Origin of the sequence: Natronococcus pandeyae, from assembly GCF_008122205.1 — an archaeon.
GTDB lineage: Archaea > Halobacteriota > Halobacteria > Halobacteriales > Natrialbaceae > Natronococcus > Natronococcus pandeyae.
On record NZ_PHNJ01000001.1, the window covers coordinates 172,197 to 190,303 of the forward strand.

General features: G+C 60.8%; 22 protein-coding genes and 1 tRNA gene. 10 read left to right on the top strand and 13 right to left on the bottom strand.

The genetic code is table 11. The annotated features are described in order from the left end of the window. Positions 1 to 10: 10 nt before the first annotated feature. Positions 11 to 415 carry a hypothetical protein gene (locus CV102_RS00855; protein WP_148855870.1) on the bottom strand — a complete coding sequence of 135 codons (405 nt, stop codon included), beginning with the start codon at positions 413 to 415 and terminating at the stop codon, positions 11 to 13. A 100-nt stretch (positions 416 to 515) separates the two neighbouring features. Between CV102_RS00855 and CV102_RS00860 the strand changes: the two genes are divergently transcribed. Further along, positions 516 to 788: a hypothetical protein gene (locus tag CV102_RS00860; RefSeq protein WP_148855872.1), complete on the top strand. Its 273-nt coding sequence runs from the start codon at positions 516 to 518 to the stop codon at positions 786 to 788. A 73-nt stretch (positions 789 to 861) separates the two neighbouring features. Here CV102_RS00860 and CV102_RS00865 read toward each other — a convergent pair whose 3' ends face one another. Then, positions 862 to 1,218, bottom strand: a complete 357-nt coding sequence (locus CV102_RS00865; RefSeq protein WP_148855874.1) for a TRAM domain-containing protein — start codon at positions 1,216 to 1,218, stop codon at positions 862 to 864. A 151-nt stretch (positions 1,219 to 1,369) separates the two neighbouring features. On the opposite strand from CV102_RS00865, the gene CV102_RS00870 reads away from it, so the two are divergent. Together CV102_RS00870 and CV102_RS00875 are read left to right on the top strand one after the other, a co-directional pair. Then, positions 1,370 to 1,603, top strand: a complete 234-nt coding sequence (locus tag CV102_RS00870) for a DUF7385 family protein (protein WP_148855876.1) — start codon at positions 1,370 to 1,372, stop codon at positions 1,601 to 1,603. A gap of 695 nt (positions 1,604 to 2,298) precedes the next feature. Next, positions 2,299 to 2,622 carry a HalOD1 output domain-containing protein gene (locus CV102_RS00875; RefSeq protein ID WP_148855878.1) on the top strand — a complete coding sequence of 108 codons (324 nt, stop codon included), beginning with the start codon at positions 2,299 to 2,301 and terminating at the stop codon, positions 2,620 to 2,622. 210 nt (positions 2,623 to 2,832) lie between these two features. Here the strand turns inward: CV102_RS00875 and tgtA are convergent, their stop codons facing one another. Continuing rightward, positions 2,833 to 4,314: a tRNA guanosine(15) transglycosylase TgtA gene (gene tgtA / locus CV102_RS00880; protein WP_148855880.1), complete on the bottom strand. Its 1,482-nt coding sequence runs from the start codon at positions 4,312 to 4,314 to the stop codon at positions 2,833 to 2,835. 365 nt (positions 4,315 to 4,679) lie between these two features. Here tgtA and CV102_RS00885 point away from each other — a divergent pair, with 365 nt between their 5' ends. Further along, entirely contained in the window at positions 4,680 to 6,059 is a 1,380-nt protein-coding gene (locus CV102_RS00885) for a hypothetical protein (RefSeq protein ID WP_306438821.1), read from the top strand. Positions 6,060 to 6,457: 398 nt separating this feature from the next. Then, the gene (locus tag CV102_RS00890; RefSeq protein WP_148855883.1) at positions 6,458 to 8,032 is read left to right on the top strand and encodes a hypothetical protein; all 1,575 of its coding nucleotides are present in this window, start codon (positions 6,458 to 6,460) and stop codon (positions 8,030 to 8,032) included. 98 nt (positions 8,033 to 8,130) lie between these two features. On the opposite strand, the gene CV102_RS00895 is transcribed toward CV102_RS00890, so the two are convergent. Then, positions 8,131 to 8,682 (bottom strand): NUDIX hydrolase, encoded by a 552-nt coding sequence (locus CV102_RS00895; RefSeq protein WP_148855885.1) that lies wholly within the window; start codon positions 8,680 to 8,682, stop codon positions 8,131 to 8,133. A gap of 175 nt (positions 8,683 to 8,857) precedes the next feature. Here CV102_RS00895 and CV102_RS00900 point away from each other — a divergent pair, with 175 nt between their 5' ends. Further along, positions 8,858 to 9,133, top strand: coding sequence for a PadR family transcriptional regulator (locus CV102_RS00900; RefSeq protein WP_148855888.1), 276 nt, complete (start codon positions 8,858 to 8,860; stop codon positions 9,131 to 9,133). Between the two features lie 374 nt (positions 9,134 to 9,507). On the opposite strand, the gene CV102_RS00905 is transcribed toward CV102_RS00900, so the two are convergent. Then, the gene (locus CV102_RS00905) at positions 9,508 to 10,239 is read right to left on the bottom strand and encodes a hypothetical protein (RefSeq protein WP_148855889.1); all 732 of its coding nucleotides are present in this window, start codon (positions 10,237 to 10,239) and stop codon (positions 9,508 to 9,510) included. Between the two features lie 107 nt (positions 10,240 to 10,346). After that, positions 10,347 to 10,610 carry a twin-arginine translocation signal domain-containing protein gene (locus CV102_RS00910; RefSeq protein WP_187432832.1) on the bottom strand — a complete coding sequence of 88 codons (264 nt, stop codon included), beginning with the start codon at positions 10,608 to 10,610 and terminating at the stop codon, positions 10,347 to 10,349. 172 nt (positions 10,611 to 10,782) lie between these two features. On the opposite strand from CV102_RS00910, the gene CV102_RS00915 reads away from it, so the two are divergent. Together CV102_RS00915 and CV102_RS00920 are read left to right on the top strand one after the other, a co-directional pair. After that, complete coding sequence (locus CV102_RS00915; protein WP_148855891.1) at positions 10,783 to 11,172, top strand: PPOX class F420-dependent oxidoreductase; 390 nt, start codon at positions 10,783 to 10,785, stop codon at positions 11,170 to 11,172. Between the two features lie 325 nt (positions 11,173 to 11,497). Beyond that, positions 11,498 to 11,968, top strand: coding sequence for a hypothetical protein (locus CV102_RS00920; protein WP_148855893.1), 471 nt, complete (start codon positions 11,498 to 11,500; stop codon positions 11,966 to 11,968). Between the two features lie 721 nt (positions 11,969 to 12,689). On the opposite strand, the gene CV102_RS00925 is transcribed toward CV102_RS00920, so the two are convergent. Both CV102_RS00925 and trmY read right to left on the bottom strand, forming a co-directional pair. Beyond that, positions 12,690 to 12,762: transfer RNA gene (locus CV102_RS00925), tRNA-Pro, on the bottom strand. 104 nt (positions 12,763 to 12,866) lie between these two features. Continuing rightward, a complete protein-coding gene (gene trmY, locus CV102_RS00930) occupies positions 12,867 to 13,463 on the bottom strand; it encodes a tRNA (pseudouridine(54)-N(1))-methyltransferase TrmY (RefSeq protein ID WP_148855894.1) in 597 nt (198 codons plus the stop codon). A gap of 197 nt (positions 13,464 to 13,660) precedes the next feature. Between trmY and CV102_RS00935 the strand changes: the two genes are divergently transcribed. Then, positions 13,661 to 13,840 (top strand): HVO_A0556 family zinc finger protein, encoded by a 180-nt coding sequence (locus tag CV102_RS00935; protein ID WP_148855896.1) that lies wholly within the window; start codon positions 13,661 to 13,663, stop codon positions 13,838 to 13,840. A gap of 159 nt (positions 13,841 to 13,999) precedes the next feature. On the opposite strand, the gene CV102_RS00940 is transcribed toward CV102_RS00935, so the two are convergent. From CV102_RS00940 to CV102_RS00950, 3 genes are all read right to left on the bottom strand, one after another. Then, positions 14,000 to 14,188 carry a hypothetical protein gene (locus CV102_RS00940; RefSeq protein WP_148855898.1) on the bottom strand — a complete coding sequence of 63 codons (189 nt, stop codon included), beginning with the start codon at positions 14,186 to 14,188 and terminating at the stop codon, positions 14,000 to 14,002. A 4-nt stretch (positions 14,189 to 14,192) separates the two neighbouring features. Continuing rightward, the gene (locus tag CV102_RS00945; protein WP_148855900.1) at positions 14,193 to 14,399 is read right to left on the bottom strand and encodes a DUF7511 domain-containing protein; all 207 of its coding nucleotides are present in this window, start codon (positions 14,397 to 14,399) and stop codon (positions 14,193 to 14,195) included. A gap of 272 nt (positions 14,400 to 14,671) precedes the next feature. Beyond that, positions 14,672 to 15,772 carry a S1C family serine protease gene (locus CV102_RS00950; protein WP_148855902.1) on the bottom strand — a complete coding sequence of 367 codons (1,101 nt, stop codon included), beginning with the start codon at positions 15,770 to 15,772 and terminating at the stop codon, positions 14,672 to 14,674. A gap of 117 nt (positions 15,773 to 15,889) precedes the next feature. On the opposite strand from CV102_RS00950, the gene CV102_RS00955 reads away from it, so the two are divergent. Beyond that, positions 15,890 to 17,266 carry a tRNA pseudouridine(54/55) synthase Pus10 gene (locus CV102_RS00955; protein ID WP_148855904.1) on the top strand — a complete coding sequence of 459 codons (1,377 nt, stop codon included), beginning with the start codon at positions 15,890 to 15,892 and terminating at the stop codon, positions 17,264 to 17,266. A gap of 11 nt (positions 17,267 to 17,277) precedes the next feature. Here the strand turns inward: CV102_RS00955 and CV102_RS00960 are convergent, their stop codons facing one another. Both CV102_RS00960 and CV102_RS00965 read right to left on the bottom strand, forming a co-directional pair. Beyond that, positions 17,278 to 17,790 (bottom strand): hypothetical protein, encoded by a 513-nt coding sequence (locus CV102_RS00960; protein WP_148855906.1) that lies wholly within the window; start codon positions 17,788 to 17,790, stop codon positions 17,278 to 17,280. After that, positions 17,791 to 18,093 carry a hypothetical protein gene (locus CV102_RS00965; RefSeq protein WP_148855908.1) on the bottom strand — a complete coding sequence of 101 codons (303 nt, stop codon included), beginning with the start codon at positions 18,091 to 18,093 and terminating at the stop codon, positions 17,791 to 17,793. Positions 18,094 to 18,107 lie beyond the last annotated feature (14 nt).

Consider the following 18,107-nt stretch of genomic DNA (forward strand, 5'->3'; position numbering starts at 1 on the left):
CACCCAGCGGCTATCGCTCGGAGCGGGCGCTGGCCCCCGACTCGCCGGGCCACAGCGCGACGATCAGGAAGCAACCGCCGAGCGCTCGCGTGGCGGGGACGACCCACGACTTCAACTCGATCGCGTCGGGGTTCTCGTAGGCTGTCGTCAGCGCGACACGGAGAAACGGACGGGGGGTTACCAGCGCGGGGAGGCCGACGGTGCCGAAGAGGGGTTTGACGCCGGGCCAGGCGCTCTCCCAGTTCCACACCAGCCAGAGGACGGCGAGTCCCTCGAGTCGGGCCATCGGAAGCGTCCACGGTCGACGTTTTCCAGCACCCGAGTTCTCGAACGCGTGGCGCTCTCCCCACGCGACGATTCGGCCGGGAGCGACGATTTCGACGACGGCAATCAGCACGAGCAGTACGCGGCGCATATTCCTCACACACCGGTCGGGAAGAAAAACCTCACACGGCGAGCGGGACGATGTGTGGTCACCCCACAGGGTTCAACTCTGCGGGAGCCGTATCGCTCGTATGTCGCTACCTCCTGACCGTGATTCGGGGAGTGCGTCCGACTCCGAGGACCCGACCGACGACCGAATCGTCGAGGCGATCCGGAGCGCGCCACAGCCTGTCGTGAACACGCAGTATCTCGCCGAGGAACTGGACGTCCCGGCCGAGGAACTGATCGTCCCGCTCGAATCGCTGGTCGAAACGGGACGTCTCGAGCGCCTCGAGGTTCGCGGTCAGGGCAGCCTCTGGTTGCTGTCGCTCGAGGAAGAACTGGAGTCGTCTGATACCCACTGACAGTCGGTGCGCGCTCGGTCGCACGGCCGTCGTGCGATCGGCCTGTGAACCGTTTCAGTGTGGGGCCTCGCGATCAGGCGCGCTCGAGGAACGTGGCGGTCGCGGACGTGTGTCCGCTGTTGAACGAGAGAATCTTGACCTGGATGACGTCGGTCGCCTCGAGGCTCTCCGGCAGGTCCTGGACGAAGACGACGAATCCTTCGACCTTGCAGACGGCGTGGCGTTCGCCGGTGTGGTGGGTCGTGAACTCCTCGATGGCGACCGTTTCGACGTCTCCGATTTCGACCGGCGGCTCGCGCTGCTGGGCGTCCCTGTGGCGCTGGTAGGATTCTTCCCGTTCGCCGCCGCCACCACGAATTCGACCGACCAGCCACGAAACGAAGAGGAGTCCGACGATACCCCCGAGTACGAGCGACGCAACCCCGAGCATACCGCTACTGGGTGTCGCCCACCTCTTTGGTGTTCTGATCCCGGTCTCGAGGCGCTGTCGAATCGTTGCCGTCGGTCAGCAGACGAGTTTCGGTGCAGCGCGGATCGCTACTCTCGCCTGATTTTATGAGACCCGGGCCGAAAGTATCCGTATGGACGATGTTGACTTCGACGAACTCGTGGCATCGCTGACACTCCGTGAGGAAAACCAGGCGATCAAGAGCTACCAGAACACGGTGGCAGTCGCCTGTCCGGCCTGTGAGGCCCGGTTCGACGACCTCGTCGTGTGCAAGGAAAATCCGACGAGCCTCAACCTTTCGAAACAGTTGGATCTCTGTGTGGGGTCGGCGGACGGTCAGGCGGTCCTCTTTACACACAAGAAGTAACACTCCGCAGGGTGATTGCAAGATCACCCGGTGGATCGACCATCGTACCCTCTCCACTGCACACCAGCGAGTGCCGCGTATGCGCGTGTATCAGGACGGCGACGGAGAACAGTCGATAGTAGCGCGATTTTGTTATTCAGAATCTGGCCTGAAACTGAGTTGGTCGATTCGGTACCGACAGATGCGGATGGAACGTCCGGTGTCGAATCCGCAGCCCTCCCCAACCACCGCCGGGTGGGGCTGAAAGGGCAGGCTTTCGCCGTGATAACTACAGAAGCAGACTCCACTCGCACGAACACACGGGATAGCCACGCCCTCCCCAGCCGACTCACTCGCTGATGGGCTCACGGCCGCTGGCCGTTCGCCCGTCTGCGGCGCTACGCGCCGCGCTCCGCTCGTTCGTCCCTCGCACACTGGTGTCGACCGACCTCACTGGCGTTCGGCCGACCGACAGCGCGCGCCACCGCAGCGAGGTTTGGCCAGAACGAACTGAGACATCGTTCCCGTGTACGGAACGCGAGTTTCACGTGACCTACTGAATAACGAAACCGTGCTACCAACTACTGAGAAGCGTCCGATCGGATCCCCCGTGTAAGCGATACCCGGTAGTCGGGGTTTAAGCCGTGTAGAGCTGGTTCTTCCAACGTCATCGATATTCCGCTGGACTTTTACTGGCTGGTGTAGAGGTGGCGGACGTGACTCACTCGATCGGCAGCTCAGGGGGTGGCCGGTCCCGTTGTACTATTGGCCTCGCGGTCGTTCAGACAGTCGCAGATCGTCGGGGGGTCGAGCAGAGCGAACTACCGCCGCTGTACGACTGGGTCGATCCGGAGGCGCTGGAGCGCATTTTCGATGCACCAGCGTCCGACCTGGGAGGCGAGCGGCGGTTCGTCTTCGACTACGCGGGACATACCATTACCATCCAACAGAAGGATAGACTCTCGATCACCGTGGGCGAGGCGGCAACCGAGCCGACGGCCGAGAGCGACTCCGGTGACGAGTCTCGTTCCGACGCGTAAGCCGTACTCCGGGAACCAGTTCGTCTCGAGGTTGGTACCGTCTCAACTGAAACGGCTCACATACCGATCGCACTGTCCGCGGTTCTCGCTTGCGTCGTTCACGGGTCGCGTTCGCTCCCCGTTCGCGGTCCGCGGTTCTCACTCACTTCGTTCGTTCCGAACCGCGCTCCCCTCGTGCGCTCGGGTGTGCACTGATAGCCGGTAGCTCCGCTAGTCGTAACTCTCGGTCAGGTCGATCAGTTCCACGGTCTCGGGAACTCGCGCGACCACCTCGGTAGGCCACCCTCGGTGGCCGAGCGCGAACTCCGTGTCGGGGTTCGTCTCGACCAGTCGAGCCACGCCGTCGGCTGCAGCCTCGAGCGCGGCCCGGTGGGTCCGGGCTGGAACCTCCGCGGTGAGCGGATAGCTCTTCGAGAGCGCCCGCGGGAACGGGCCGAACGGCGGTTCGACGCGCCAGGAGTCGTCGTACTCGTCTCCGCTCCCCGGACTGCCCTCCGTGAGAAAGAGCGAGTCGGGGACGTCGAGTCGCTCGAGGCGACGGTGGTGGCGCAGCACTTCGGGCCGGCGGGCGCTCTCGCTGGAAGTGTAGAAGAACGCACCCTTCGAGACCGGATCGGATCGCTCGAGCTGATCGGCGTGGTCGAGCAGCGTCCGGTAGCCGTCGAGCATCGTCGGATGAGCGCGGGCGCGCTGTTCGACCAACTCGAGGAGGTTCCCCGCACGGATAGCCTGCTTGATGCGGCGGATCTCCTCGAAGGTCACGTGAAGGTTGTGCGCGGCGAGTTCCTTCTCGCGTTGCTTGTCCGGGAGTTCGCGGAGTTCGGCGGGACTGTGGGCGGCACAGACCGGACAGGAACAGGGCAGGTAGTCGAGATCGTCGAGGTGGCGCGTGCCCCGGACGGTCAGGTAGCGATCGTCGCGAGCGTAGAGTGCGTAGGCGGCCGAGTCGAAGAGGTCACACCCCATCGCGACCGCGAGCGCGAACATCATCGGGTGGCCGGCGCCGAAGAGGTGGACGGGTGCATCAGCGCCGAGTCCGCGCTTAGCGCCGGCGACGGCGTCGATCATGTCGGCGTACCGGTAGTCGTTCATCAGCGGGACGACCGCACCAACCGGGAAGACGTCGAGGTCTGTCCCCTGGGCGTGGCGACCAGCCTCCTCGCGGAGATCGGGGTAGATCGATCCCTGTACGGGAGCGTTGACGAGCATCTCCCCGGTGTCGACGGTTTCGGCGGCCTCGAGGCGTTCCTGGGTGGTCTCGAGTTCGCGTTCGGCCTGCTCGCGGGAGGCGTCCGGCGGCGTCGGGATGTCGACCGGCGTCCCGATGTCGGATCCGATCGCGTGCTGGAACTCGAGGATCTCCTCGCTGGTGACGTCGATTTCGCCGTACTCCGCGAGCTGAAACGAGCCGGAGTCGGTCATGATCGCGCCGGGGAAATCGAGCAGTTCGTGGAGCCCGTCCTCGAGGGCAGCCTCGCGGACGTCCTCGGTGCCGTAGATGATATACGAGTTCGTGATGAGAATCTCGGCGCCGAACTCCTCGGCGAGCCGACGGGGACTGATCGTATCCAGATTCGGGTTGATCACCGGCAGGAGCGCCGGCGTCTCGACGGTTACGTCGGCACGTGGGACGGTGAGTTCACCGATTCGGCCGCCCGCGTCGGTATCTCGGAGTTCGAAGCACTCGCGCATCGACCGTGTGTTGGCGAGGACGTCGGTAAACGTTCCGTTCTCCCGGAGTCGAAATACCGGGGTAGCAACCGCAAGCACAATGCCAATATCGACCGATCGGAGCGCGCGTACAGCGTCTATGACTGTAATCGAAGCCGATACGATGAACGAGAGGTTACGACCGTTGCACGGTTTCTAATCGTAATTTTCTCGGAGATAATGCCGTAACAGTCGTCTTGTTTTACTCTGGTCTTGGCTGTACCGTTGAGCGCATGGTTTCACGACCGCAGAAACTCGGTGTCGTTTTCGTCGTACTGATGGTCGCTCTCTCGGGGGGTCCTGCCCTCGCCGGAGCGTCGTCAGGCACGAGTGACGATGCCGGAGACATGAGCGTAACACTCGAGAACGTACAGGTCGAGACACTCGAACTCGATACCGTCACCATCGAAGACGCCACTATCGAGGAGCTGAACGTCGAGGAGCTCGACGCTGACACGCAGGAGCTCCAGGACGCCCTCGATGAAGAGAACGACGAGATGGACGAGGAAGAGGACGCCGTTGACGACGAGGAGAACGGCCTCGATGATGAGGAGAACGGCCTCGACGATGACGAGATGGAGGAGAACGATGACGTGACCGAGGACGATGAGAACGACGTTGACGAAGAAGAGAACGACGTTGCCGAGGAGGAAGTCACGATCTCCGACATCGAACTCGAGTCACTCGAACTCGAGGACGTGACGATCGAGGACCTCGAACTCGACGAGGACGAGATGAACGACGTCGACGAAGAAGAGGAAGACGTTGCTGAGGACGACGAGATGGAAGAGGATAGCGACGTCACTGACGAGGAAGAGGACGTCGCTGAGGACGAGGAGAACGGCCTCGACGATGACGAGATGGACGAGGAGAACGACGTCGAAGAAGATGAGGAGAACGACGTCGAGGAAGACGAGGAAATCGACCTGATCGACGAGGAAGCTGACGAGCTCACCATCGACGAGCTCACCATCGAGACGATGGACGTCGAACAGATGACCATCGACGAGCTCACCGTCGAAGACGATGAGGTCGACGACGTGGACGAGGAGGACAACGACGTCGCTGATGACGAAGAGATGGATGACGATGACGAGATGATGGACGACGATGACGAGATGATGGACGACGATGACGAGATGATGGACGACGATGACGAGATGATGGACGACGATGACGAGATGATGGACGATGACGACGAAATGATGGACGACGAGGAGAACGACGTCGAGGAAGATGAGAACGACGTCGAAGAACAGCAGATCGACGCCCTCACGATCGAGCAGTTCGACGTCGACGAGGTCACGATCGACTCGATGACCGTCGAGTCCGTCGAGGAAGCTGACGAGGTGGACGACGAGAACGATGTTGCTGACGACGAAGAGAACGGTCTCGACGATGACGAGATGGACGAAGAAGAGGACGCCGTTGACGACGAAGAGAACGGCCTCGACGATGACGAGATGGAGGAGAACGATGACGTGACCGAGGACGAGGAGAACGACGTTGACGAAGAAGAGAACGACGTTGCCGAGGAGGAAACCGTGACGCAGGCCTCCGCAACGTCGATCTCCATCGGTGACGCGACTGCCGATACCCTCACTCTCGGTGACGCAGCAGACCTCGAGCAGATCGAAGACGATGAGGACGACGAACTGAACGACGAGGATGACGAACTGGACGACGATGAAGACGACGAGCAGCCGTCGATCGCCGTCCTGAACTGATCGGTACGAACACGATTCCGACGATCAACTTTCTGTTTTTTTCTGGCCAGCCAAGCGGCGCATAGCCCTGGCCCGTCGACGAAGACGACTGTTGCAGTTCTGCGGACTGTCTCGGTTCTGCACGTTCCGTGCACACTCGATTTCGATCACCAAAATCAAACGGTCCTGCAGTAAATCTCTCGTTCTCTTCTTTCCGAAATAGTGCAGTAGCAGTCGCAAGCACAACGATCATTGTACTGTGTCGAGCGATCCGATCTCGTATAGTACTGGTGTGAAAACCGGGTGTGAATGAACTGCTCATTAGGGCGAGAGCGACGGTTTCTAATTGTGATTTTCTCGGAGATAATGACGTAACAGTCGCCTCGTTTTACTCTGGTCTTGGCTGTACCGTCGAGCGCATGGTTTCACGACCGCAGAAACTCGGCGTCGTCTTCGTCGTACTGATGGTTGCTCTCTCGGGGGGTCCTGCCTTCGCTGGAGCGTCATCGGGCACGAGTGACGATGCCGGAGACATGGGCGCAACAATTGAAAACGTACAGGTCGAGACACTCGAGCTCGACACCGTCACCATCGAGGACGCGACGATCGAGGAACTCAACGTCGAGCAACTCGATATCGACGAAGAGGAACTCGAAGAGGAGATCGACGAGAACGACGAGGAGGAGAACGACGTTGAAGAGGAAGAGGAGAACGACCTCGAGGAAGATGAGAATGATGTTGAAGAAGATGAGAACGACGTCGAAGAGGAAAATGACGTCGAGAACGACGTCGAAGAGGAAAATGACGTCGAGAACGACGTCGAAGAGGAAAATGACGTCGAGAACGACGTCGAAGAGGAAGTGATGCTCACTGACGTCGAACTCGAGACGCTCGAACTCGAGGACGTCACGATGGAGGACCTCGAACTCGAGGAGGACGAGATGAACGACGTCGAGGAAGAGGAGAACGATGTCGAAGAAGATGAAGAGAACGATGTCGAGGAAGAGGAGAACGATGTCGAAGAAGATGAAGAGAACGATGTCGAGGAAGAGGAGAACGATGTCGAAGAAGATGAAGAGAACGATGTCGAGGAAGAGGAGAACGATGTCGAAGAAGATGAAGAGAACGATGTCGAGGAAGAGGAGAACGATGTCGAAGAAGATGAAGAGAACGACGTCGAAGAAGATGAGGAGAACGACGTCGAGGAAGAGGAGAACGACGAGGTTGACGACGAAGAGGTCGACCTGATCGACGAGGAAGCTGACGAACTCATCATCGAGGATCTGACCATCGAGACGATGGACGTCGAACAGATGACCATCGATCAGCTGGAAGTCGAGGATGACGGCATCCTCGACGATATCGGTGACTTCTTCGACGACATCTTCAACGATGAAGACGAGGAAGAGGAGAACGACGTCGCTAACGACGAAGAAGATGACGAGGTCGCTAACGACGAGGAAGAGGAGAACGACGTCGCTAACGACGAAGAAGACGACGAGGTGGAGACACAGGAGATCGAGCAGCTGACCATCGAGCAGTTCGACGTCGAGGAGATCACGATCGACTCGATGACCGTCGAATCACTCGAGGAGGCTGACGAAGAAGAGAACGACGTCGAGGAAGACGAGGAGAACGACGTCGCTAACGACGAAGAAGACGATGACGTCCTCAACGACGAGGAAGAGGAGAACGACGTCGCTAACGACGAAGAAGACGATGACGTCCTCAATGACGAGGAAGAAGAGAACGACGAGGTTGCCGAGGAAGAGGTCGTCACGCAGGCATCCGCGTCGGTCATCACGATCGGTGACGCAACCGTCGACACCATGACGCTCGATACGGACGAACTCGAGGACGCTGTCGACGACGAAGAGGTTGACGACGAGGAGCCTGAGGAAGAGGATCCTGAGGAAGAAGACCCCGAAGAGGATCCTGAAGATGAGGAGATGAATGACGACGAGGACCAGCCCTCGATCGCCGTTCTGAGCTGATCGACACGAACCAACCGGACACGATCCGCCGGCACTTCTTTTAGCAGTACTGTAATCGGACGACCGCAACGTTCCGGATAGCGTCCTCGCTCGCCGCGTTACTCCTCGTCGAACAGCCGATAATAGGAGAGCGCCAACACCGTTCGGCCGTCTCGGATCTCGCCGTCCCGAACTGCTTTCGTCAGCTCTTCGAGCGTCGTCTCAGTGACGCGAATGCTCTCGTTGTGGTCGAGCCGTTGCTCCGCGGTAGGACGACAGCCGTGGGCGACGAAAAAGTGAAGGACAGCGTCGGCGATCCCGTTCGCCGGTTCGACGGTCACCAGCGACTCGAGTCGATCGGCCTCGTGACCGGTCTCCTCGGCGAGTTCGCGGCGGGCAGCGGCCTCGAGGTCGTCGTCTTTCGGTTCGGTGCCGCCAACGGGGAGCCCGTAGTTGAGCCGAGAGACCGCCTGGCGCCACTCTTCGATGCAGACGACGTCGCCATCTGGGGTAAACGGCAGGATGCAGACACTCGCGGGTTCCGAGAGGTAGTCGAACTCGGTCTCGGTTCCGTCAGGAAGCTGAACGGTCTCGTTAACGATATCGAAGCCGGGACAGGTGTACGCTACCTGCCGGTCGAGCGTCTTCCAGGCGAGGGGATCCGTTGGCATACCGGCTGTTACGTCCGTCGCTGTCAAAAGCGCCGCGTCACGAGTTCGTTCGGATCACTGCCGGTGGCGATTCCACAGGTCCGCCATATGTGGCGCGTTCTCCGGGACTACGTGTGCGTACCTGCTCTATAACAAAGCCACAGATCGGTGAAGGTCGGTATTCAGAGGGTGATCCATGGATCAACTAACTGGCTTCCAGCGTGACTTGCTGTACGTCATCGCAGGCAAAGACCGGCCGTCCGGGCAGGAAATTCTCGACGACATCAACAGTTACATCGACCAACCGGTAACACACGGTCGACTGTATCCGAATCTCGACACGCTCGTCGAGAAGGAACTCGTGGAGAAGGGACAACTCGATCGACGGACGAACTACTATGCACTGACTCCGAAGGGGCAACGCGAACTCCAGCAGCGCCAGGAGTGGGTCAATCGGTACGTCGACGTCTGACCCAACTATCCCTTCATCCGAGACCGAACGCCAGTAGTGGCGTCACTCGAGTGCGCCGGCAGCTCGCACGGAAACCGGCAACCGAGAGCTGTTCGTGCTGTCTCCGGTCGACGAACAGTACCAGGTAGTCCTCCTCGAGAACGGTGGCGCAAGTACGGTCCGTCCATCGGGGTGGCTCACGGGCTGGCACGGGAACGTCCGTCGAGTAGCGGTCACGCTCCTCTCGACTGTCACGAACACCCACGGCACTGCGCCCGATCGATGGGCGAAGCGACCGATTACTCGTCGCGGGGGTGCTGTAAGCTCGGCATGTCAGCGGAACGCGAACCATACCGCTCACGAGTATGGGCGCGTGTTCGAACCGTATGCTGTCGTTACGGCTCGTCGTCGAACGATACCTCCGAGAGGTCGGCCTCGAGTTCCTCGACGTACTCGTTGAACGCCGCGACGAAGTCGTCGACGTCGTCCACGAGTCGACGGACCTCCGGAGCCGAGGCGGGACCGTACTGCGACAGCAGGTAGGTGCCGTCCGAGCCACCGACTCGCAGATAGGCGGCGGCGTCGCCGTCCCACTTTAGTTCCCAGCGGGCTCCCGACACCGTCGTCGCGTAGGTGCCGTACTCGCCGTCGTACCGGTTGAGTTCCTGTGCCATCCTGTTCGCGACGTTCCGGATCCGCTCGACGATCCGGTCGCGCTCGGCGACGAGTTCGGCCGTGCTCGCGACCGCCGGAAACTCGTCCGGCGCGTCCTCGAGCAGGCCGTCGAAGGAGTCGATGTGCTCGTTGAACGCCGCGACGAACGCCTCGTAGTCCTCCATCGCCGTCCCGAGCGGGCCGGGTTCGGGCGGCTGCTTGCTCGAGACGACGTAGGTCTCCGACCCCGACTTCGGGTCGAACCGGAGGTACTGGACGTCGCCGGCCTCGTACTTGAGCGTCCAGCTTCCGCCGTCGGTGTCGAACGTCTGCTGTCCGTAGTCGCCACCCTGGAGGACGGCGAGTTCGCGGGCCATCTCGCCGGCGTGGGACCGAACGCGGGCCGCCAGTTCGTCGCGTCGCGCGGCGACGTCGGCTGCCTCTGCAACGTCGGTCTCGAGTCCGTCAGTCATCGTCCGTTGAAGGGGCCACGGCACGGTAACGGTTTTGGATATCGCACGACGGGCGGGCTGCAGTCCGGCGAGTCGGCGGCTCGAGCGAGTGACGCCGTGGAGGCCGGTTACTCGTCTTCGTCCTGCCCGTTACCCGTTCCCTCCTCGGATTCGGGCTCGTCGTCGCCGCCGTCGATGCCGGCGTCTTCGTCGTCCTCCTCTTCGATATTCTCGTCGTCACCACCGATACCGCCGTCTTCGTCTTCTGGAGTTTCTTCCTCCTCCGGTTGCTCTTCCTCGTCGGGGCCGCCACAGCCGGCGACGAGCGCCGTCGCTGCGACGCCGCCGGTCGCCTGCAACAGCCGCCGCCGACTCTGTCGAGTGCGTTTCATACGGGCTAGTGTCGCTCGAGCGGAATATGCCGAGCGCCGGCAGTCGCGTGGTCGGGGCGGCTCCCTCGTTCTCACCCGACCCGTCGATTCGCGTCGCTGCACCCCGATCCCGTCGTCGGCGACTCACTCGTAAGGTGGAACGCCCAAGCACCTGGGCTGCATCGACCCACCCATGGTCGCCATTCCCGACGAGTACCACGATCTGTTCGAGCGACAGACGTTCGCTCACGTCGCGACGATGACCGCCGAGGGCTTCCCGCACGTGACGCCGGTCTGGATCGACTACGATCTCGAGGCCGACCGCCTGCTGGTCAACACCGAGCGCGGCCGCCAGAAGGAGCGCAACGCACGCGAGAATCCCGCCGTCGGGGTCAGCATGACCGATCCTGACGATCCGTATCGGTATCTCTCTGTGATCGGTGAGGTGGAGGAGTTAGTGACTGAGGGGGCTCGAGAGCACATCGACGAACTCACACAGCGGTACATGGACCGCGAGAAGTATCCGAACCCGATCGAGACGGAGCGGGTTGTGATGCGGATTCGGGCTGATCGGGTTTTTTAGGGTTGGATCACTCGAGTGAGTACCGGTTCGTACACACGGACTCGGTTTTGGGTTGATTTTTGGTTTGCTCGAGGTGGGTTAGAATGGGTAGTTGTGGGTTCAGATAGGCTACTCGAGTAGTTACGAATTCTGAATCGTTGTAGTTGCCAGACTGTGTCCACACGGCATTTCGAATCTTGTGTGCGTATTCCAGGAACCGATTCTGTCGACGTGCAACCCTAAGGGGAGAAATAGCGTAACCCCATCCATTCCCCTTTGTGAATTGGAACAGATATTGGTGCCACCTCCGGTAGTTATTTCACCATTCCTTTCGGTTCTGAACAGTATGAAAAGGGAGAATGTTCACAACTCCGACCCTACCGATATCGCTGACGAGTTAGTTCAAATCGGCTTCCATAGCGAACGCGAAGCTAACGCGTTTGTTTATTTCGTCATTATGGATCCGCCCAAACAGGACGCTGGAACAGTATTCAACATATCAGAGGACGAACTGGAGGATGAATTAGAGAGTGCAGAAGCACTATTTAAGCAGGCTGAGAAGACAATAGAGGTTTCAAATAACGTCGAAAAGCCTGGAGAAAGGGTAGATACATTAATCGGTGCTGGTTTGCTAAGTGAGGCAGAGGTAGAGGCATATATTCACTCTGATCGGTTGGATGATTCTGCGCTTGTTGACTTTTTGGACGAACCAGTGTCTATCGTAGAACAAAATAAAGAACGTGCAGAGGAAAAAATCGACAGGGCCCATCAACTAATGCGTTTCCGTGATAAGTACAGTGGTTTTCAAATAAGATGACCGCGGAGCACCAATAAAGATTAGTTGGTCGTCTGCTAGTTTCACGTAACCGTGGTCGATCCAGAGTTTTGGCGTTTGTTCGCAACGATTTCTGCAACGATGATTGGTCTTGTTTTCTTGGGTACTTTCTATTACCTCGAAGCAGGATGGCGAACGTTTGATTATATCCCGTCAGAAATGGAGAGTCCAACACTGAACTATTCAAAAATAATTATAGCACATTTTTCATCGTCACCGTTTCTTGCGCTTACGCAGCTTCCGTTCTTTTCTAACTGATTAAGTACAGTTGGTCTAACTATCATCATGAGCGGAGTATTCTTGACGACTAAGTCACTCAACAGTCAATTGGACCGTTTCTCTAATCTGTCGCAAGACATTTCGAATATGTGGAACAAATGGCTGAATTGGGTGTGGTTCTTCATAGTATTCATCATTCCACGCGGGATGGTGTGATTTTTTGGCTCTGTCTCCTTGGAGACACGCGCTGATTTTCCTTGAGTCGATGAATCAATCTATTTCCCGTAACTTGATCTAAGGATGAGTAGTAGGCCGGCGCAGATTCGAACAGCGCAAACCTCGCTTCGCTCGGTTTGCTGGCTCGAATCTGCTTGGATCCATTTCCCCGCACCGCAGACCGCTCGCTGCGCTCACGGCTTCGCCGTTCGCAATAACGTGGCGCTTCGCGCCACGCGTCGCTCCTCGTTTTGCGGTGCGGGAAAAGTGGGCCGGCGCAGATTCGAACTGCGGTTACGGCCACCCGAAGGCCGAAGGATACCAAGCTACCCCACCGGCCCGCATCTCGAGATATGGACGCCTGTTCGTTTAACGCTTCCGAAAGCCAGTATCGGGTCGCCTGCTAGCGGTTCTCGACCTCGAGCGACCCCCCACTAACGACCTCCTAAAACTCCTCGTAGCCGCCGGTATCCAGGTAGTGATGGGCGACCGTGATCGCCTGGTCGGCGTGCAACAACTCCGGCCCCAGCCGGATCCGCTGGTCGGCTGCCGCCGACAGCAACTCGGCTTCTTCAGCCGTGAAATCGTGGTGGTCCGAGAGCACGAAAATTGGATTCTCGAGGCCCTCCACCTCGACGATTGCCTCGCCGTCCTCGTGAAGCTGGACGACGGCTCCCTCGTCGGCGATCTCCTCGAGGGTCTCCTCGAACCCGCGGCGATAGAGTTCGACGCCGGGGCTTGGCTCGGCCGGGAGCGCGCCGATGGCCTCGTCGCGGTGCTCGAGGGCCTTGCGAACCAGCGCGGCGGTGGATCGCTCGTCGGGGTTCAGCCGCCGGAGCTCGCTCCCGTCGAAACTGATGGTGAGTTCGTCCTGGACGACGAGGTGGACCCGGACGTCCTCGCGAATACCGTGGGAGGTGACGAACGCCGACGTGATCGACCGACAGAGCGCGTCGAGACGACCGGCGCCGCCGGCGAGGTCGTCGAGCGAGAACTCCGGCTCGGTTGGGACGTCGTGACCGATGAGTACGAACTGGCGCATAGCGGGACAACGCCGACCGGGGAGATAGGGACCACGATTCCTCCCCACCGTCGCCGATCGAGGCGACAGCTCGGACTCGAGTCTGCTCGAGCAAGATATCAGGGATGCAGTGCCAGCAGTATTTTCTTTCAAGCTATGTTACATTGCATACTCAGGCAGAATCGTTTCTACTCCGTCAGGCGGCAGTTAGGTCTAGTATGTCGAAACCACAGTCGTCTGACGGGCAACACCAGCGGTTGCTCGCCCTTCTCGAAGGGCGACCGTGTCCAGCCTGTCCGGACGGCGAACTGGAACGTGACGAATACAAGGACAACACTGCAGCAGTCTGTGATAGCTGCGGCACGCCGCAGGCACAGGTGTGGCAGCCGTCGCAGTAAGGTCATAGAACGGTGACGATGCCGGCTCCGAAGCGCGATGCCGTATGACGACGGGCCGTTCGAGCACCGGAGCCGGCAGACACGGGCTTTACGCCCGAGAACCGATTGTTCTCCTCGAGACGTGGATTCGAAGCGTCGAGCGGGGACCCGACGGCGCGATCACTGGGTCCGCGAACCGTCGTACTCGTGACCGACGACGAGCGCGAGCGCGTGGACGATGAGCAGGGCAAGCAGCAGGGTTAGTGTCTCTACCGAGTCGATACCGGCGATGAACACCGGCAGGTAGAAGACCGGCAGTATCGTCCCGAGCCAGAAGCCAACTGCAGTGACGATGCTCCATCCGTGCATGACTCTAGCGCATCGACTCGAGATCGACGAACGCCTCGTCGTGGGCCTCGATCCAGTTGGTCATCAGCTCGTCCTCGGTCGCGTCTCGTGGGAATATGGCGCACTCGTTCGGGGTGTTCTCGTTCTCGATGGTGACGTGATCGAGTTCGAACACCGGGTCCTCGGTGGTCGTCCGTCGAGCGTCCACGTTGTTTGCGTTAGCGTCGGTCATGTTGGACAGGCGGCCATCGCGCCGAGTAGTCTTACAGGAGAGACTACCATTGTTATCGACAATTTAAACTCGCTAACCGAAACGGTAGCGTCAGGTTCGCTCCGATTTCGGACAGTTTAATCAGCCGTAGCTGAATGTATCCTTCGGCAACATGTATGGGGCCGCTATACACTGTTTTCGACGAATACAATCGGAACCCGATCTAGTAGGGACACCGTTCGAACCGTTCATTGCCGATCCGACACACCGAGTTCGGCGTTCTCGAGTCGACGTTACCGCGTCCCGAGCGTGAGTTCGACGGTTTCCTCCCGCCGATCTCGTCGAATCTCGACGGCGATGGTGTCGCCAGGGCTGGTCTCGAGCGCGAGATGCGTCGAGAGCGCGTGGCGATCCGGAATCGGTTCGCCGTCGATCGCGAGGATGACGTCGCCGCCGACGGGAATCTCCTCGCCCCGTCGCCGGGCGGATCGGTCGGCACCCTCGAGAACCCCCTCGGCCGGTTCGCCGGAGATCGTCTCGGTGACGATGACGCCGGTCGCTTCGGAGAGGTCGTTCTCCTCGGCGACGAGTCGGTCGACGGTTCGGAGCCCGATACCCATGAAGGCGTGCTCGTACTCGCCGTCCTCGACCAGCGCCGGAACGACGCGGCGACTCAGGGCCGCCGAGATCGCGAAGCCGATGTTGTTCCCCCCGCCGGCGTTGACGACACCGACGACGTTCCCGTCGAGGTCGACCAGCGGTCCGCCGCTGTTGCCCGGGTTGACCGCCGCGTCGGTCTGGACGACGTTCGAGAAGGAGAACTCGCCGTGCGGTGCGGGAACCGTTCGGTTGACGCCGCTGACGATCCCCTTCGACATCGATCCCTCGAGTCCGAGCGGGTTGCCGATCGCGACGACCTCCTGGCCGACGACCGGGTAGTCGCTGGTCAGCCCGAGCGGCGTCGCCGACTCGGGGACGTGGTCGGCCTCGAGGACGGCGAGGTCGCTGTAGACGTCCCGTCCGACGAGGCGGGTGCTGGTCCAGTCGCCGTTGATGTACTGGAGGTCGATCTCCTCGCCGCCGGCGACGACGTGTTCGTTCGTGACGATGTAATCGCCCTCGACGAGGAAGCCGGAGCCCTGGCCCCGGCCCTCCTCCTCGGTGAACGGGTCCTCGATTCCGAAGACCCGGACCTGCGTCACCGAATCGATGAGCGCGTCGTACACCTCGGTGTAGGTCGATCCGTCCGCGCGGTTCTCGCGGTCGATACCGTGAGACGAACTCCCCTCGATCGAGCTGTCGGTCCGAGGCTCGGCACAACCGGCGACGAGACCGGCTACGGCAGTCCCCGCCGTCGCGAGCAGTTCGCGACGACCCGGTCGGTACTGGTCCATGTGGACGGGTAGGAGTCGACGTATTTCAACTTCGGGGAGTCGTATCCGAGGATCCGGCGCGTCGCCTCGCCGCCCGAAAGGAAAACGTGTTACCCGCGGGTGCCCGAGTGCTGTCATATGATCACGGAAGACGCCCGCGGCCTGCTCTCGACGGGGGAAATCTGTGACTCCTGTCTCGGCCGTCCCTTCGCCGAGCGGAGTTTCGGACTGACCAACGCCGAGCGTGGCCGGGCACTGCGAACGACGATCGCACTCGAGGACGACGAGGACTTCCAGCCCGTCGATCCCGAGTCGTGCTGGGTCTGCGAGGGCTACTGCGCCACGTTCGACGCGATTGCCGAGACGATCACGGCCGAACTCGAGGGCGTCGAGTTCGCCACCTACCAGGTCGGGACGCGCGTCCCGCCGCTGGTCGAGGAGAACGAACGCCTCCTCCGGGAGGACGCGGACCTCGAACCGGACGTCGGCGAGTCGATGAAACGCGAGATGAACCGCGAGGTCGGCCGCCGCGTCGGCGCGAAAACCGGTGCCGAGGTCGACTTCGACCGCCCGGACGTCCTCGCCATCGTCGACCTCGAGGCGTTCGACCCGTTCGACACCCTCGAGGACGACAGCGTCACGAGTCACGCGGTCGACGTCCAGGTCAACCCGGCGTTCGTCTACGGCCGCTACCGAAAACTCGAGCGAGATATCCCCCAGACGGAGTGGCCCTGTCGGGAGTGTGGCGGCAGCGGGATCCAGCTTGGCGACGACGGCGAGGAGCCCTGTGACTACTGCGGCGGCTCGGGCTACATGTACGACACCAGTGTCGAGCAGGTCGTCAGACCCCACGTCGTCGAGGCCATGGACGGCGACGAGGGCACCTTCCACGGCGCGGGCCGCGAGGACGTCGACGCGCGGATGCTCGAGGGCGGCCGACCGTTCGTCCTCGAGGTCAAGCGCCCCCGCCACCGGGACCCCGACGCCGGGGCGCTCGAGCGCGAGATCAACGACGCCGCCGACGGCGCTGTCGAGGTCGAGGGGCTGCGGCTGGCGACCTACGAGATGGTCGAACGCGTCAAAGAACACGACGCGAGCAAGCACTACCGCGCCGACGTCGAGTTCGCCGACCCCGTCGACGAAGAGGAGTTCGAGATGGCTCTCGAGGAACTCACCGGAACCACCGTCGAGCAGTACACGCCACAGCGCGTCGATCACCGTCGCGCGGGACTCACCCGCGAGCGGACGGTGTACGAGATGGACGGCGACCTCCACGAGCCAACCCTGGCGGAGGTCCGGATCCACGGCGCCGGCGGGCTCTACGTGAAGGAACTCGTCAGCAGCGACGACGGCCGAACGGAGCCGAGCCTCGCCGGGCTACTCGAGACTGACGCCGAGGTGACGGCCCTGGACGTGACCGGCGTCGAGGGCGAGGACGAGCCGTTCGAACTCGAGGAGTACTTCCGTAACGAACCGCGGAACGAGGGCGATGAACTGACCGAGACATCCGACTGAGAAGCGAACCGTCAGCCGTTCTCGAGTTGTGAGCGCGCTCGCTGGACGTAGCTGTTCCCGTCCCAACTCCGCGCGTCGGCGATAGTATTCAGAATAGCGGCGGCCGTCGACTGCGAGAGTTGCTCTCGTTTCGTAAAGACCGAGAGAAGCGTCGGCGTCGTCACGAGACGCGTATCTGCGAGGGAGGCGTGAATCAGTCCGAGACTATTGAACTCGTCGCACAGGAGAATTTCGGACGCGCGTTCGTTCGCCAGACACACGGCTGCGTTCTCGCCGTCGTCGAGTGGGAACTCCCTATCGAGTTCGACGGAGAGAACGCAGTCGTCGGTGAGGCTGCTTCGGACCGTCTGCGCCGCTCGTCCGTGTTCGTCGTCGTATGACGCGACGTCGGTCAGTTCCTCGGCCACTTCGTTCGGTACGAGCAGATCGTACTCTCGATCGAGAAGCGCAATCGGCGACGGATCGTGATCGTCGACGATGCCGAGACTAACCAGTGCCGACGTATCTGCGACGAGTTCCGTCATCTATAGATCGGCGAGTTCGTCGGTGTACCCGTCCTCGAGTTGCCGCTTCAGAACGCGGAAGTTCGCCGCCTCCTCGCGGCCGACCAGATCCGAGAGTTGATCGAACGTGATCTCGTCGTCGTAGTACGCGGCTGCGATCTCCTGTTTGAGTTCGTCGTCGTGGGTCGCCTCCTGCAGGTACTCGCGAAGCGCCGTGACGAGCACGTCGGTTCGATCGGATCCGAACACCGTCGCGAGCGCGTCCGCTCGATCGACGAGCCGGTGGGGTGCACGAAACTGCACGCGCTTCTTCTCGGAGCTCACGATGTGTACATTGT